Source organism: Promicromonospora sp. NPDC110617, from assembly GCF_055598465.1.
The window spans coordinates 1,343,939-1,356,306 of sequence record NZ_JBVKBM010000001.1 but is presented as its reverse complement, the minus strand read 5'-3'; the positions used below and the strand labels follow the sequence as shown (position 1 = coordinate 1,356,306).

Annotated in this window: 12 protein-coding genes; 4 read left to right on the top strand and 8 right to left on the bottom strand. The window is 75.2% G+C overall.

Features of this window, described 5'->3' with window-relative positions; all coding sequences use genetic code 11:
- Window positions 1-14: 14 nt before the first annotated feature.
- The gene (locus tag ACZ7LE_RS05860) at window positions 15-470 is read left to right on the top strand and encodes a SufE family protein (protein ID WP_036970494.1); all 456 of its coding nucleotides are present in this window, start codon (window positions 15-17) and stop codon (window positions 468-470) included.
- A gap of 47 nt (window positions 471-517) precedes the next feature.
- Here ACZ7LE_RS05860 and metG read toward each other — a convergent pair whose 3' ends face one another.
- Together metG and pdxR are read right to left on the bottom strand one after the other, a co-directional pair.
- Complete coding sequence (metG, locus tag ACZ7LE_RS05855) at window positions 518-2,236, bottom strand: methionine--tRNA ligase (RefSeq protein ID WP_470402376.1); 1,719 nt, start codon at window positions 2,234-2,236, stop codon at window positions 518-520.
- A 118-nt stretch (window positions 2,237-2,354) separates the two neighbouring features.
- Window positions 2,355-3,923, bottom strand: a complete 1,569-nt coding sequence (gene pdxR, locus ACZ7LE_RS05850) for a MocR-like pyridoxine biosynthesis transcription factor PdxR (protein WP_470402375.1) — start codon at window positions 3,921-3,923, stop codon at window positions 2,355-2,357.
- A gap of 68 nt (window positions 3,924-3,991) precedes the next feature.
- Here pdxR and ACZ7LE_RS05845 point away from each other — a divergent pair, with 68 nt between their 5' ends.
- Window positions 3,992-5,014 carry a DMT family transporter gene (locus tag ACZ7LE_RS05845; RefSeq protein ID WP_470402374.1) on the top strand — a complete coding sequence of 341 codons (1,023 nt, stop codon included), beginning with the start codon at window positions 3,992-3,994 and terminating at the stop codon, window positions 5,012-5,014.
- Here the strand turns inward: ACZ7LE_RS05845 and ACZ7LE_RS05840 are convergent.
- Window positions 4,947-5,534 carry a TIGR03086 family metal-binding protein gene (locus ACZ7LE_RS05840; RefSeq protein ID WP_470402373.1) on the bottom strand — a complete coding sequence of 196 codons (588 nt, stop codon included), beginning with the start codon at window positions 5,532-5,534 and terminating at the stop codon, window positions 4,947-4,949. The two genes, ACZ7LE_RS05845 and ACZ7LE_RS05840, sit on opposite strands and share 68 nt — an antisense overlap.
- Before the next feature lie 51 nt (window positions 5,535-5,585).
- On the opposite strand from ACZ7LE_RS05840, the gene ACZ7LE_RS05835 reads away from it, so the two are divergent.
- Entirely contained in the window at window positions 5,586-6,002 is a 417-nt protein-coding gene (locus ACZ7LE_RS05835) for a MarR family winged helix-turn-helix transcriptional regulator (protein ID WP_470402372.1), read from the top strand.
- Window positions 6,003-6,041: 39 nt separating this feature from the next.
- On the opposite strand, the gene ACZ7LE_RS05830 is transcribed toward ACZ7LE_RS05835, so the two are convergent.
- Both ACZ7LE_RS05830 and ACZ7LE_RS05825 read right to left on the bottom strand, forming a co-directional pair.
- The gene (locus ACZ7LE_RS05830; RefSeq protein ID WP_470402371.1) at window positions 6,042-6,923 is read right to left on the bottom strand and encodes an alpha/beta fold hydrolase; all 882 of its coding nucleotides are present in this window, start codon (window positions 6,921-6,923) and stop codon (window positions 6,042-6,044) included.
- Window positions 6,920-7,423 carry a hypothetical protein gene (locus ACZ7LE_RS05825; protein WP_470402370.1) on the bottom strand — a complete coding sequence of 168 codons (504 nt, stop codon included), beginning with the start codon at window positions 7,421-7,423 and terminating at the stop codon, window positions 6,920-6,922. The genes ACZ7LE_RS05830 and ACZ7LE_RS05825 overlap by 4 nt, the downstream gene beginning before the upstream one ends.
- Window positions 7,424-7,547: 124 nt before the next feature.
- On the opposite strand from ACZ7LE_RS05825, the gene ACZ7LE_RS05820 reads away from it, so the two are divergent.
- The gene (locus ACZ7LE_RS05820; RefSeq protein ID WP_470402369.1) at window positions 7,548-8,501 is read left to right on the top strand and encodes a dihydrodipicolinate synthase family protein; all 954 of its coding nucleotides are present in this window, start codon (window positions 7,548-7,550) and stop codon (window positions 8,499-8,501) included.
- A 35-nt stretch (window positions 8,502-8,536) separates the two neighbouring features.
- Here the strand turns inward: ACZ7LE_RS05820 and ACZ7LE_RS05815 are convergent, their stop codons facing one another.
- The 3 genes from ACZ7LE_RS05815 to ACZ7LE_RS05805 form a co-directional block, all read right to left on the bottom strand.
- Window positions 8,537-8,998 carry an Lrp/AsnC family transcriptional regulator gene (locus ACZ7LE_RS05815; RefSeq protein ID WP_470403280.1) on the bottom strand — a complete coding sequence of 154 codons (462 nt, stop codon included), beginning with the start codon at window positions 8,996-8,998 and terminating at the stop codon, window positions 8,537-8,539.
- Window positions 8,999-9,104: 106 nt separating this feature from the next.
- Window positions 9,105-9,827 carry a response regulator gene (locus tag ACZ7LE_RS05810; protein WP_470402368.1) on the bottom strand — a complete coding sequence of 241 codons (723 nt, stop codon included), beginning with the start codon at window positions 9,825-9,827 and terminating at the stop codon, window positions 9,105-9,107.
- On the bottom strand, window positions 9,824-12,367 hold the full coding sequence (locus tag ACZ7LE_RS05805) for a DUF4118 domain-containing protein (RefSeq protein ID WP_470402367.1): 2,544 nt from the start codon (window positions 12,365-12,367) through the stop codon (window positions 9,824-9,826). The genes ACZ7LE_RS05810 and ACZ7LE_RS05805 overlap by 4 nt, the downstream gene beginning before the upstream one ends.
- Window position 12,368 lies beyond the last annotated feature (1 nt).

Here is a 12,368-nt window from a genome sequence, read left to right as displayed (position 1 = left end):
GAAAGGATGAACGGATGAGCACCAACGACGTCGAACTGCCCGAGGCTCTCGCCGAGCTGCGGGACGCCTTCCTGGAGACGCCCGAACGGGACCGGCTCCAGCTCCTGCTGGAGGTCTCGCGCGAGCTGCCGCCGCTGCCGGAGCGGTACGCGGACGCGCCCGAGCGCCTGGAGCGGGTGCAGGAGTGCCAGTCCCCCGTCTACGCGTTCGCCGAGGTGGACGACGCCGGGGTGGTCACCTTCCACGCCAGCGCCCCCGAGGAGGCACCCACCACGCGCGGGTTCGCCTCGATCCTGGCGCAGGGCCTGACGGGGCTGACGGCGCAGCAGGTGCTGGACGTGCCCGAGGACTACCCGCTGCAGCTCGGCCTGACCAAGGTCGTGAGCCTGCTGCGCCTGAACGGCATGGCGGGCATGCTGACCCGCGCCAAGCGCCAGGTCCGCGAGCAGCTCGCGGCCGCGCAGGTCTGACCCCGCGCGGCCGCGACCGCCGTGACGTCGGCAGTTGCCTGCCGGACTCAGGACTCGCCGCCGCCGAAGCGCTCGCGGTAGGCGTCCAGGTCGTCGTCGCTGATCTTGGCGAACAGCACCGGCGGGACGGTGAAGGCCGTCCCGGCCGGGACCGCGTCGAGCGACGTCGCGGCCTGCGGGGTGACCCAGGTCGCGGTGTCGCCGTCGAGGGCGAACACGGCGCGCAGGGTCGCCGCCGTCTGCGGGACGAACGGCTCGGAGACGACCGCGTACAGGCGGATCAGGTTCATCGCCGTGCGCAGCGAGACCGCCGCCGCCTCCGGGTCGACCTTGACCTGCTTCCACGGCTCCTTCTCGACGAGGTACGCGTTGCCCGCCGACCACAGCGCGCGCAGGGAGTTCGCGGCCTTGCGGTACTGGAGCGCCTCCAGGTGCCCCTCGTACTCGGCCAGCAGCCGGGCCACCTCCGCGCCGAGCTTCTCCTCGGCGGCGCCCGGCTCGCCGCCCGCGGGGACGGTCTCGCCGAACCGCTTGGCGGAGAAGGTCAGCACGCGGTTGACGAAGTTGCCCAGCGTGTCGGCCAGGTCCTTGTTCACCGTGCCGGCGAAGTGCTCCCAGGTGAACGACGAGTCGTCGGACTCCGGGGCGTTCGCGATGAGGTACCAGCGCCAGTAGTCGGCGGGCAGGATCTCCAGCGCGGCGTCGGTGAAGACGCCCCGCTTCTGCGACGTCGAGAACTTGCCGCCGTAGTAGGTGAGCCAGCTGAAGCCCTTGACGTAGTCGACCATGGTCCACGGCTCGCGGACGCCGAGCTGCGTGGCCGGGAACATCACCGTGTGGAACGGGACGTTGTCCTTGGCCATGAACTGCGTGTAGCGCACGTCGTCGGCCTCGTACCACCAGGACTTCCAGTCCCGGGTCTCGCCCGGTGCGGCGGCGTCCGCCCACTCCTGGGTGGAGCCGATGTACTCGATCGGGGCGTCGAACCAGACGTAGAAGACCTTGCCGTCGGCCGCGAGCTCGGGCCAGGTGTCGGCCGGGACGGGCACGCCCCACTCGAGGTCGCGCGTGATCGCGCGGTCGTGCAGGCCCTCGGAGAGCCACTTGCACGCGATCGACGTCGACAGCAGCGGCCAGTCCTTGCTGTTCTGGTCGATCCACGCCTCGACCTCGGCCTGGAGCTTCGACTGGAGCAGGAACAGGTGCTTGGTCTCGCGCACCTCGAGGTCGGTCGACCCGCTGATCGCCGAGCGCGGGTCGATCAGATCGGTCGGGTCCAGCACGCGCGTGCAGTTCTCGCACTGGTCGCCGCGCGCCCGGTCGTAGCCGCAGTGGGGGCACGTGCCCTCGACGTAGCGGTCGGGCAGGAACCGGCCGTCGACCGGCGAGTACACCTGCCGGATCGCCCGCTCCTCGATGAAGCCGTGCTCGTTCAGGCGCCGCGCGAAGTGCTGCGTGGTCTCGGCGTTCTGCGTCGAGGAGCTGCGGCCGAAGTGGTCGAACGACAGCCCGAAACCGTCGTAGATCTTCTTCTGCGTCTCGTGCGCGCCGGCGCAGAACTCCGCGACGGGCAGGCCCGCCTCGGCCGCCGCCAGCTCGGCCGGCGTGCCGTGCTCGTCGGTGGCGCAGATGTACAGCACGTCGTGGCCCCGCTGGCGCAGGTACCGCGCGTAGACGTCGGCCGGGAGCATCGACCCGACCATGTTCCCCAGGTGCTTGATGCCGTTGATGTACGGAAGCGCACTGGTGACAAGGTGGCGAGCCATCGCTGGATGCTCCGATTCGTAAGGTGTGGATCTCGTGGCCGGGCGGGTCGCCCGGCGGGCTCGCGGAGCGAGCCACGGCCCAGCCTAGATCCACCGCGTGCCGGGGGCGGCATCGCGGTCACGGTGTGAGCGGCTGGACGCCGACGGCTGCGGCACCGGCGCCGGGTGCGGGTCGGAGCACGCGCGCGATGCGCACCACCGCCTCGGCCAGCCGGTCCGGCGGGTTGGCGGCGTACCCGATCACCAGCCCGGGCGGCCCGTCACCCACTCGGTGGGCCGACAGGGGGTGCACGCGGACCCCGGCTTCGGCGGCGCGCCGGGCCACGTCGGCGTCGTCGACGCCCGGGAGGGTGACCAGCAGGTGCAGGCCGGCGGCCACGCCGTGGGCCGTGGCGCCGGGCAGGTGGGTGGCCAGCACCGCCAGGAGGGCGTCGCGCCGGGCCCGGTGCCGGCGTCGGACCTGGCGCAGGTGCCGCTCGAAACCGCCTGAGGTGATGAAGTGGGCCAGGGCGAGCTGGGGCAGCGCCGGGCCGGCGAGGTCGGTCCAGTACCGGGCCTCGACCAGCTCGGACCGCAGCGCGGCGGGCGCCAGCAGCCAGCCGATCCGGATCCCGGGGGCGAGCGTCTTGGACACGCTGCCCAGGTGCACCACGTGCTCGGGCGCGAGGGCGCGCAGCGCGGGGACCGGCGGGCGGTCGTACCGGTGCTCGGCGTCGTAGTCGTCCTCGATCACGAGCCGGCCCGGCAGCCCGTCCGGACCCGGTGCCGCTCCGGACCGCGCCCACGCGACCAGCGCGCGCCGCCGGCCGGGTGCGAGCACGACACCCGTGGGGAACTGGTGCGCGGGGGTGACCAGGACGGCGTCGACCCCCGACCGGTCCAGCGCGGCGACGTCGAGGCCGTGCCCGTCCACCGGCACGGGCACGGGCGCCAGGTCCCAGCGGCGCAGGTGCTCGCGCGCGCCGTAGGAGCCCGGGTCCTCGAACCCGATCCGGGTGGTGCCACGGACGACGAGCGCCCGGGCGAGCAGCATCAGGCCCTGGGAGACGCCGTTGACCACCAGGATGTCATCGGGATGCGCGCGCAGGCCCCGGGTGCGGGCGAGCCAGCCCGCGAGCGCCTCGCGGAGCGCGGGCAGGCCGCGCGGGTCGCCGTAGCCGAGGTCGCTCGACGCCAGGCCGTCCAGGGCCGCGCGCTCGGCACGGGCCCAGGCGGCCCGCGGGAACGCGGACAGGTCGGGCAGGCCGGGCGAGAGGTCGATCAGGTCGGTCCCGGGGGCGCCGGGTGCGCCCGGGCCGGCCGGCGCGAACGCACCGGGCGGGCCGCCCGCGAGGCCCGACGACGGCGGCCGGGCCGCCGGTAGGGTGCCGGGCGCGGCGGCCCGCTCCCCGTGGCCCTCCGCCGGCCCCGCGGGGCCGGAAGCCGTGGCCCACGCGGCCCGAACCGTCGTCCCGCCGCCGCGCCGTCCGGCGAGCAGCCCCTCGTCCGTCAGGCGCCGGTAGGCGTCGACCACCACTCCGCGGGAGCAGCCGAGCTGCTCGGCGAGCACCCGCGTGGCGGGGAGCCGGTCGCCCGGGACCAGGCGGCCGTCGGACACCGCACCCCGCACCGCCTCGGCGAGCCAGGCGGTCAGCCCGCCCGCGGGGGCATGAGCGGGGTCGAGCTGGAGGAAGTCGGCCCCGGCCATCTTGGTCCCTTCGATCTTCGTGATCTTGGCTCTGTCAGATATACCAAAGCGCGGGCAGGCTCGTGGACATGACCACCAGCACCAGCCCTGACATTGGCACCGGCACCATCTCCGGCCCCGGCCCCGGCACCGGCCCCACGCAGGACGACGACGCCGGCCCCCGAACCGACCAGCCCGGCCCTGCCTGGACCGGCCCGCTCTTCGCGGCGCTCGGCATGGCGCTGGTGGGCAGCCAGGTGGCGGTCTCGGGGGTGCTCGCCGAAGCGCCGCTGTTCGCGGTGCAGGCCGTCCGCTACACGCTGGCGGCCCTGGTGCTGGCGGTGGTGCTACGGCTGACCGGCCGGGCGCTGCCCGCACCCCGTGGCCGGGAGTGGGCCTGGCTCGCGGGCGTGGCGCTGAGCGGGCTGGTGCTGTTCAACGTGGGGGTGGTCCGCGGCGTCGCGCACGCCGAGCCCGCGGTGATCGGGGTGGCGGTCGCCGCCGTACCCGTGCTGCTCGCCCTGGTGGGACCCCTGCTGGGCGGGACCCGGCCGACGCCGGCCGTGGTGGGCGCCGCCGCGGTGGTGACCCTGGGCGCCGTCCTGGTCACGGGCGGCGGACGCACGGACGCGGCGGGAATCGGCTACGCGCTGCTCACCCTGGTGTGCGAGGCCGGGTTCACGCTGCTGGCCGTCCCCGTGCTGCGCCGGCTCGGCCCGCACGGCGTCTCGTTGCACGCCGTCTGGATCGCAGCCGTGGCGCTCTGGGTGCTGAGCGTGGCGGTCGAGGGGCCGGACGCCGTCCTGACCCTGCGGGCCGAGCACCTGCCGGCCACGCTGCACCTGGCGCTCGGCGTCACCGTCGTGGCGTTCCTGCTCTGGTACACCGCCGTGGGCCGGATCGGTCCGGGGCGGGCCGGGCTGTTCACCGGCGTCGTCCCCGTGGCCTCGGCCGTGGGCGGTGTGGCGCTCGGTGGGCCGGTGCCCGGACCCGCCGTCTGGCTGGGTGTCGCGATCGTGGTGGCGGGCGTCGCGCTCGGGATGGTCAGCCGGCCGGCTGCGGGTCCCGGCCGAGCAGGCGCAGGGCGTCGGTCCACGGGTCGGAACCGGTAGCGGTGAGCGGCGCGGCGAACACGCCCGGCGTCCCGCCCGGGCGGGCGGCGATCGGGCCGGCGCTCTCGAGCACGAAGGCGACGGTGGCGTCGTCGGGGCGATAGGTGGTGCCGAGCGACGCGGCGACGTCCCAGGCGTGCACCGCGGTGTCGAGGAGCTGCATGCCGAGGGCGAGCGTCGCCGAGACCTGGGCGTCGAACTCGGCCAGATGGACGGGGGCGTCTGGTTGCGCGCGTGCGGACGCCTCGCGCAGCGCCGTCGCGGACGCCTCCCACGCGGCGACGACGCCGTCCGGCGTCACCTCCGGACCGGCGTAGAGCGCGACGTCGGCGTCGCCGTCGCCGAGAGCGGCCGCGAAGCCGTGGTTCTGGCCGATCATGTGCGACAGCAGCGCGGCGAGGTCCCACTCGTCGCACGGTGTCGCGAGGTCGAGCGGGCCCTGGGCGGCCTGCTCGACGAGGCGGGTGGTGTCGGCGAGCGCGGCGTGGTGCAGGGTGAGCATCTCCGAATAAGTAAGCATGAGTAGACGATACACCCACGTAGATCGTCGGTTCCTGGATAGGATCGGCGGGTGGAGCGTCCCGAGCTTGGCTACTTGCTCGACCGGCTGCTGCGCGTCGTGATCGCCCGCGAGGAACCGGTCCTCGCGGCCGCCGGCCTGCAGATGTGGGACCACGTGGTGCTCACCGCGCTCGCCCGGCAGGACGCCCCGACGCAGGCGCAGCTCGCGGCGGCGACCGGGCGCGACAAGACCCGGCTGATCGGCAACCTGGACCGGCTCGTGGAGCTCGGGCTGGTCAGCCGCGTGCCCGACCCGGCCGACCGCCGCAACCGCGTCGTCTCGCTCACCGCCGAGGGGCGGCGGGTCCTGGAGCGGTGCCAGGCCAGCATCCGCGCGATGGAGCAGGAGCTGCTGGGCGGCCTCCCGGCCGGCGAGCGCGCGGGCTTCGAGCGGGCGCTGGTGGCGCTCGCCGCGTCCCTGGACTGACGCACCCGCGCGCGGCCCACCCGCGCCGCGCGGCGCGCGTCAGAGGAGCTCGGCCAGGAAGCCCTGCACCGCCCGGTGCACCTGCGCGGCGTGCGGCCCGATCCAGAACAGATGGGTCGGCGCGTCGATCTCGGCCAGGCGCGCGTCGTCGATGTGCTCGGCGAGGTCCAGGGCGTGGGCGAAGCTCACGGCGCCGTCGTGCCGCGACCCGGTCACGAGCGTCGGGCAGGAGATCCGGCGCAGCAGCGCGTGGCGCGCGCCGTCGTCGTCCGGCCGGCCCTGCCGCAGGTCGACGGCGAACCCGGTGCCCGACCCCATCGCCTGGAACGTCGCGCGGGCCCGGCCGCGGTCCTCCGGGCTCCAGGTGGGCCACCAGACGCTCGCGGGCAGCCGCGACAGGGACCCGGCCATCATCCGGAGCCCGGCGTCCGTGGCGACCAAGCGGGACACCGCGGACCAGAGCCCGCGCTGCGTGCGCGGGCCGAAGAGGACGGGCCCGAGCGCTCGCTGGCCGGCGGAGTCGGGGTACCGCAGCGTCGACGGCGCCGCGCTGTGCAGCACCAGCCGCGTGGGCCGGACCGACCCGGACGCCGCGACGTGCAGCGCCTGGAGCCCGCCGAACGACACCCCGACGACGGCGGCCACCGCCGTGATGCCGAGCGCGGTGCACACCTCGTCGACGGCCGGGACGAACTCCGCCGCGGTGAGGTCACCCACCCGGGTCCGGCCGTAGCCGGGCCGGGAGAACGACACCACGCGGTACCCGAGGCGTGTGTACGACTCCCAGCCGCAGTCGACGGTCGCGCCGCAGTGCCCGCCCGGGAAGAACAGGACCGTCCCGCGCCGCCCGCCGGTGACGCAGACCTCGACGTCGCCGAGGCGCGTACCGACCAGCCCCGACCCGGCCGTCGCGGGGATCACGACCACCGCGCAGCGCAGCCCGTGGTGGCACGGCCGGTGGTGGCACGCCCGGCGAGCCCGCGGCGGGGATCGGCGGCGCACGGCACGCCGAGCAGGTCCGGGGCCGCGATGTCGGCGGGCATCGGCACCTGGGCGAGCGGCACCTTGTCCGGGTCGCAGACGACGGTCGGCACCAGCCGCGCCACCGACGCCCGGCCCAGCAGCCGCAGCTCCGCCCACGTCACGGCGCCCGGGCGAGCGAGGCCCGCGTCGAGGACCAGCACCCGCCGGCCGTCGTGCGTGACCGTGGTGTCGAGAACGCTCGTGACCACCACGAACGGCTCCGGGCCGTCCGCCGTGTGCACGCACGGCGTGCTGCACAGCAGCGCGAGACCGTGCAGGGAGACGCCGTCCACCACGACGTCGGTGGTGGTCGCCCGGGTGTCCGCCGGCCAGGCGCCCGCGGCGAGCGGATCGGGGATGCTCGCACGGAGCGTGGGCAGGATCGCGGTGAGGGTCATGTCCCCGTCGTACGGCGCTCGCGACCCCGGGAACGGGCACATTGACACATCCCGTACGGCCACGGGCCAAGTCCTGACGCCGCCCGTACGGACCGACCCCCACGCCCGGACATAGCGTGATCGTGTGCCTGATCCACGCTCCACGCGGCTCTTCGCCGCGACTGTCACGCCCTTCACCCCCGACGGCCACCTCGACCTCGACGCGCTCACCGCGCACATCGACCGCCTCGTGCGAGAGGGGGTGGACGGGCTCGTCGTCGGCGGGACCACGGGCGAGTCCGGCGCGCTCGCCCCGGAGGAGCGGATCGCGCTCCTGCACGCGGCCGCCGACGTCGCCGGCGACCGCGCCGCCGTCGTCGCCGGGGTGGGCGAGCACGACACGACGTCGGGCATCGCCCTCGCCGTCGCCGCCACCCGGGCCGGGGCCGACGGCGTGCTCGTCGCGGCCCCCGCGGCCAGCCGCCCCTCGCAGGCCGGGCTCCTCGCGCACGTGCGGGCGCTCGCCGACGCCGCCGGCGTCCCCGTGATGCTCTACGACAACCCCCGCCGGTTCGGGGTCGGCTTCGAGATGCCGACCCTCCTCCGCGCGGCCGAGCACCCGAACGTCTGGGCCGTCAAGGACGCCACGGAGAACCCGCACCGCGCCGCGGAGCTCATGGGGCTGTCCGACCTGGCCTACTACGCCGGGTCGGACGCCGCGGCCATGGTGCTGACCGCGGGCGGGCAGGGCGTGGTCGGTGTCGGCGTCAACGTGGAGCCCGCCCGCTGGCGGGCCTACGTCGACGCCCTGCTGGGCGGCGACCTGGACGCCGCGGACGACCTCTCCCGGCGCCTCGCCCCGCTCGACCACGCCCTGCACCGCCACGTGCCGCCCGCCGTGGCGACCAAGGTGGTGCTGCGCGGCCTCGGCCTGCTGCCGACCGCCCGGGTGCGCCTCCCGCTGGTCGGACCGGTCCTCGAGGAGACGGCGGCGATCCGCCGCGACCTGGAGGTGTACGAGGGTCTCCCGGACTTCCACAGCGGGCTCGCCCGGCTCGACCACCCCGACGCGCACGGCGGCGCGCTCCGCCTGCTCTGAGCCGTTTCCGGACGGGGTACTTCAGGACGGCTGCCTCAGGACGACACCTGGTGCAGCAGGAGCTGCACCGACGTACGCCGCACACCGGGCTGCTCGCGCAGCCGGCGCAGCTCCGCCTCGACGTCCGGCAGGCTCCGGCACGCGAGGTGGACGGCGTAGTCGAACTCCCCCGTGACCTGCCACGCCGACACCACGGCCGCGCTGCCCGCGAGCGTCCCCTCGAATGCCGCGAGGTCTCCGTCCGCGCGCACCTGCACCTGCGCCAGGACCTCCACCGGCCGGCCGAGGACCGCGCGGTCGACCCGGGCGTGGAACCCCTCGATGACCCCCCGCTCGACCAGCCGGCGCACCCGGACGGACGTCGCGGACGTGCTCAAGCCGGTCGCCGCCGCCAGCTCGTGGAGCGTGGCCCGGCCGTCGTGCAGCAGCAGGTCCAGGATCACCCGGTCGGTGTCGTCCGGCGTCGCGTCCGGCGCCGGAGGAACGACGGGAAGCAGAAGTCACGGCCATACCCGCGACGCTACGAACGCCGCGCGGGAGAACGGGCCACGTGAACGTCATCCGTACGCCGGACCCGGACATCCTGACGGGACCTTGACGCCCTCACTCCTCGAACCGGTACCCCGCCCCCGGGTGGGTCAGGATGTGCTTCGGGTGCGACGGGTCCTGCTCCAGCTTGCGCCGGAGCTGTGCGGTGTAGACGCGCAGGTAGTTGGTCTCCGTCGAGTACGCGGGGCCCCACACCTCGTGCAGCAGCAGCTTGCGGTCCACGAGCCGGCCGCGGTTGCGCACCAGCACCTCCAGCAACGCCCACTCGGTGGGGCTGAGGCGCACCTCCTCCCCCGCCCGGGACACCTGCCGCCGGGCCAGGTCGATGCGCAGGTCGCCCGCGGTGACCACGGGCTCCTCGGCCTGCGCCGGCTCGGCCCGCCGCACGGCGGCGCGCAGCCGCGCGAGCAGCTCGTTCATCGCGAACGGCTTGGTCACGTAGTCGTCGGCCCCGGCGTCGAGCGCGTCCACCTTGTCGTCGCCGAGCTGCCGGGCCGACAGCACCACGATCGGCACCCGGGTCCAGCCGCGGATGCCCGCGATGACCTCGAGTCCCGGCATGTCGGGCAGCCCGAGGTCGAGCAGCACCACGTCGGGCCGCGCGGACGCCACGGCGTCGAGCGCGGCCGCGCCCGTCGGCGCGGCGGTCACGTCCCAGCCATGGGCGCGCAGGTTGATCGCCAGGGCGCGGGTCAGCGCGGCGTCGTCGTCCACCACGAGCACGCGGTTGCCCGACGCCGCCGCGCGCGCCTCACCGCCGTCCGTCTCACCGGTCACGAGGCCATCCCATCATCCAGGGCGGTCGCGCGGGGCACCGTGAGCACCATCGTGAGGCCGCCGCCCGGCGTGTCCTCGGCCGAGATCCGGGCGCCGACGGCGTCCGCGAGGCCCGCGGCGACCGCGAGACCGAGACCGAGACCGCCCGCGCTCGTGTCGTCGAGGCGCTGGAAGGGCTCGAACATCGTGGTCTTGCGCTCGTCGGGCACGCCCGGGCCGGTGTCGGCCACGCGCAGCTCCACCGCGTCGCGCGCCGCGGAGGCCGTGAACAGCACCTTGGCGCCCGGCGGCGAGTGCCGCACCGCGTTGGACACGACGTTGGCCACCACCCGCTCGAACAAACCGGGGTCGGTGTGCACGAGCGGGAGGTCCTCCGGCACGTCGAGCGCCAGGTCGGCCAGCCACGGCTCGACGGCGATCGGCACCACCTCCTCCAGCGACGCCGCCCGCAGCGCGGGCCGGACGGCGCCCGTCTGGATGCGGGACAGGTCCAGGAGGTTGCCGATGAGCCGCTCCAGCCGGTGCGTCGAGTCCGCGATCGTGGCCGTCAGGACGTCGCGGTCCTCCCGGTCCAGCTCGACGTCGGGCGAGGACAGGCCGTCCACCGCCGTGCGGATCGCGGCGAGCGGCGTGCGCAGGTCGTGCGAGACGGCGGCGAGCAGCGCGGTGCGGGTGCTCTCGGTGCGCTCCAGCACCTCGGCCTGGGCGGCCTGCTCGCGCAGGCGGCGCCGCTCCATGACGATCCCGGCCTGGGCCCCGAACGCCTCGACCACCTGCCGGTCGCTCGCCGGCAGCACGCGGCCGGCGAGCACCAGCCGGTGCCGGTCGTCGATCACCACCTCGGTCACGGTCGGGTCCGCCTCCGCACCGCCGGGCGCGGGCTCCGCGTCCGTGACCCACCGCTCGTGCGCCACCACGGACCACGGCGTGCGGTCGTCGGACCGCTCCTCCAGGCGCACGTCGGCCATCGCGAAGGTCTGGGCGAGCCGGTGCACGATCGCCTGCGCCGTGTCCTGGCCCGACAGCACCGAGCGGGACAGCGCGGCCAGCGTGGACGCCTCGGCCCGCGCCCGGTACGCCTGCGTGGTGCGCCGCGCGGCCAGGTCCACCACGGAGGCGACCGCGACCGCGATCACCACGAACACGGCCAGCGCGAGCACGTTCTCCCCCTGGGCGATCGTGAACCGGCCCACCGGCGGCGCGAAGAACCAGTTGAGGCACAGGTTGGACACCACGGCCGCCACCACGGCGGGCCACAGCCCGCCGATCAGCGCGACGCCGACCACGCCCGCCAGGAGCAGCATGGCGTCCGTGGCAAGCGCGACGTCGTCCGTGCCGATCACCAGGAGCGCGGCCGTCAGCAGGGCCGGGATCAGGAGGGCCGAGCCCCAACCCGCCGCGCGGCGCTTCGGGGACAGCGAGGAGTACCGCGAGCGCACCCCCACCCCGACCCGGGCACGTTCGTGCGTCACGAGGTGCACGTCGATCGTGCCCGAGAGCCGCGCGATCTCCGCGCTGGACGAGCCGAGCAGCGCCTGCCGCCACACGGGGTGACGGGAGACGCCCACGACGATCATGGTCGCGTTGACCCCGCGGGCGAAGTCGACGACGGCGGACGGCACGTCCTCCCCCACCACCGTGTGGAACACGCCGCCGAGCGACTCCACGAGCGCGCGGTGCGCGGCGATCGTGGCCGACGGCGTGGCCGGCAGCCCGTCCGTGGGCAGCACGTGCACCGCCAGCAGCTCGGTCCCCGCGGCCCGCTGCGCGATGCGCGCCGCCCGGTGCAGCAGCGTCTCCGTCTCCGGCCCGCCCGTGACGGCCACGACGATGCGCTCGCGGGCCGGCCAGGTGCCGCCGATCGAGTGGTCGGCGCGGTACCGCGTGAGGGCGTCGTCCACCCGGTCGGCGAGCCACAGCAGGGCGAGCTCGCGCAGCGCCGTCAGGTTGCCCACGCGGAAGAACGACGACATCGAGGCGTCGATCTGCTCGGCCCGGTACACGTTGCCGTGGGCGAGCCGGCGCCGGAGCTGCTCCGGCGAGAGGTCCACGAGCTGGATCTGGTCCGCGTCGCGCACCACCTGGTCCGGCACCGTCTCCCGCTGCCGCACGCCTGTGATGGCCTCGACGTCGTCGGTCAGCGACGCGATGTGCTGCACGTTGACGGTGGTCACGACGTCGATGCCGGCGTCGAGCAGGTCGTGCACGTCCTGCCAGCGCTTGGCGTGCCGCGAGCCGGGCGCGTTGGTGTGCGCGAGCTCGTCCACGAGCGCCACCTCAGGTGCCCGCTCCAGCAGGGCCGGGACGTCGAGCTCGGTGAGCGTCGACCCCCGGTGCTCGGCCAGCCGCCGCGGGATCATCTCCAGGTCGCCGATCTTGGCGACCGTCGCGGCCCGCCCGTGCGTCTCGACCAGGCCGATCACGAGGTCGGTGCCCCGCGCGCGGCGCCGGTGCGCCTCGTCCAGCATGGCGTAGGTCTTGCCCACGCCAGGGGCCGCCCCCAGGTAGACCGTGAGGCGGCCCCGGCGTCCGGTGCTCATG

What these genes read in the sequence shown, in the direction of transcription:
- ACZ7LE_RS05840 (WP_470402373.1), bottom strand. Translation starts at nt 5,534, where the DNA reads ATGCTTACTTATTCGGAGATGCTCACCCTGCACCACGCCGCGCTCGCC.
- ACZ7LE_RS05845 (WP_470402374.1), top strand. Translation starts at nt 3,992, where the DNA reads ATGACCACCAGCACCAGCCCTGACATTGGCACCGGCACCATCTCCGGC.
- ACZ7LE_RS05805 (WP_470402367.1), bottom strand. Translation starts at nt 12,367, where the DNA reads ATGAGCACCGGACGCCGGGGCCGCCTCACGGTCTACCTGGGGGCGGCC.
- pdxR (WP_470402375.1), bottom strand. Translation starts at nt 3,923, where the DNA reads ATGGCCGGGGCCGACTTCCTCCAGCTCGACCCCGCTCATGCCCCCGCG.
- ACZ7LE_RS05825 (WP_470402370.1), bottom strand. Translation starts at nt 7,423, where the DNA reads ATGACCCTCACCGCGATCCTGCCCACGCTCCGTGCGAGCATCCCCGAT.
- metG (WP_470402376.1), bottom strand. Translation starts at nt 2,236, where the DNA reads ATGGCTCGCCACCTTGTCACCAGTGCGCTTCCGTACATCAACGGCATC.
- ACZ7LE_RS05860 (WP_036970494.1), top strand. Translation starts at nt 15, where the DNA reads ATGAGCACCAACGACGTCGAACTGCCCGAGGCTCTCGCCGAGCTGCGG.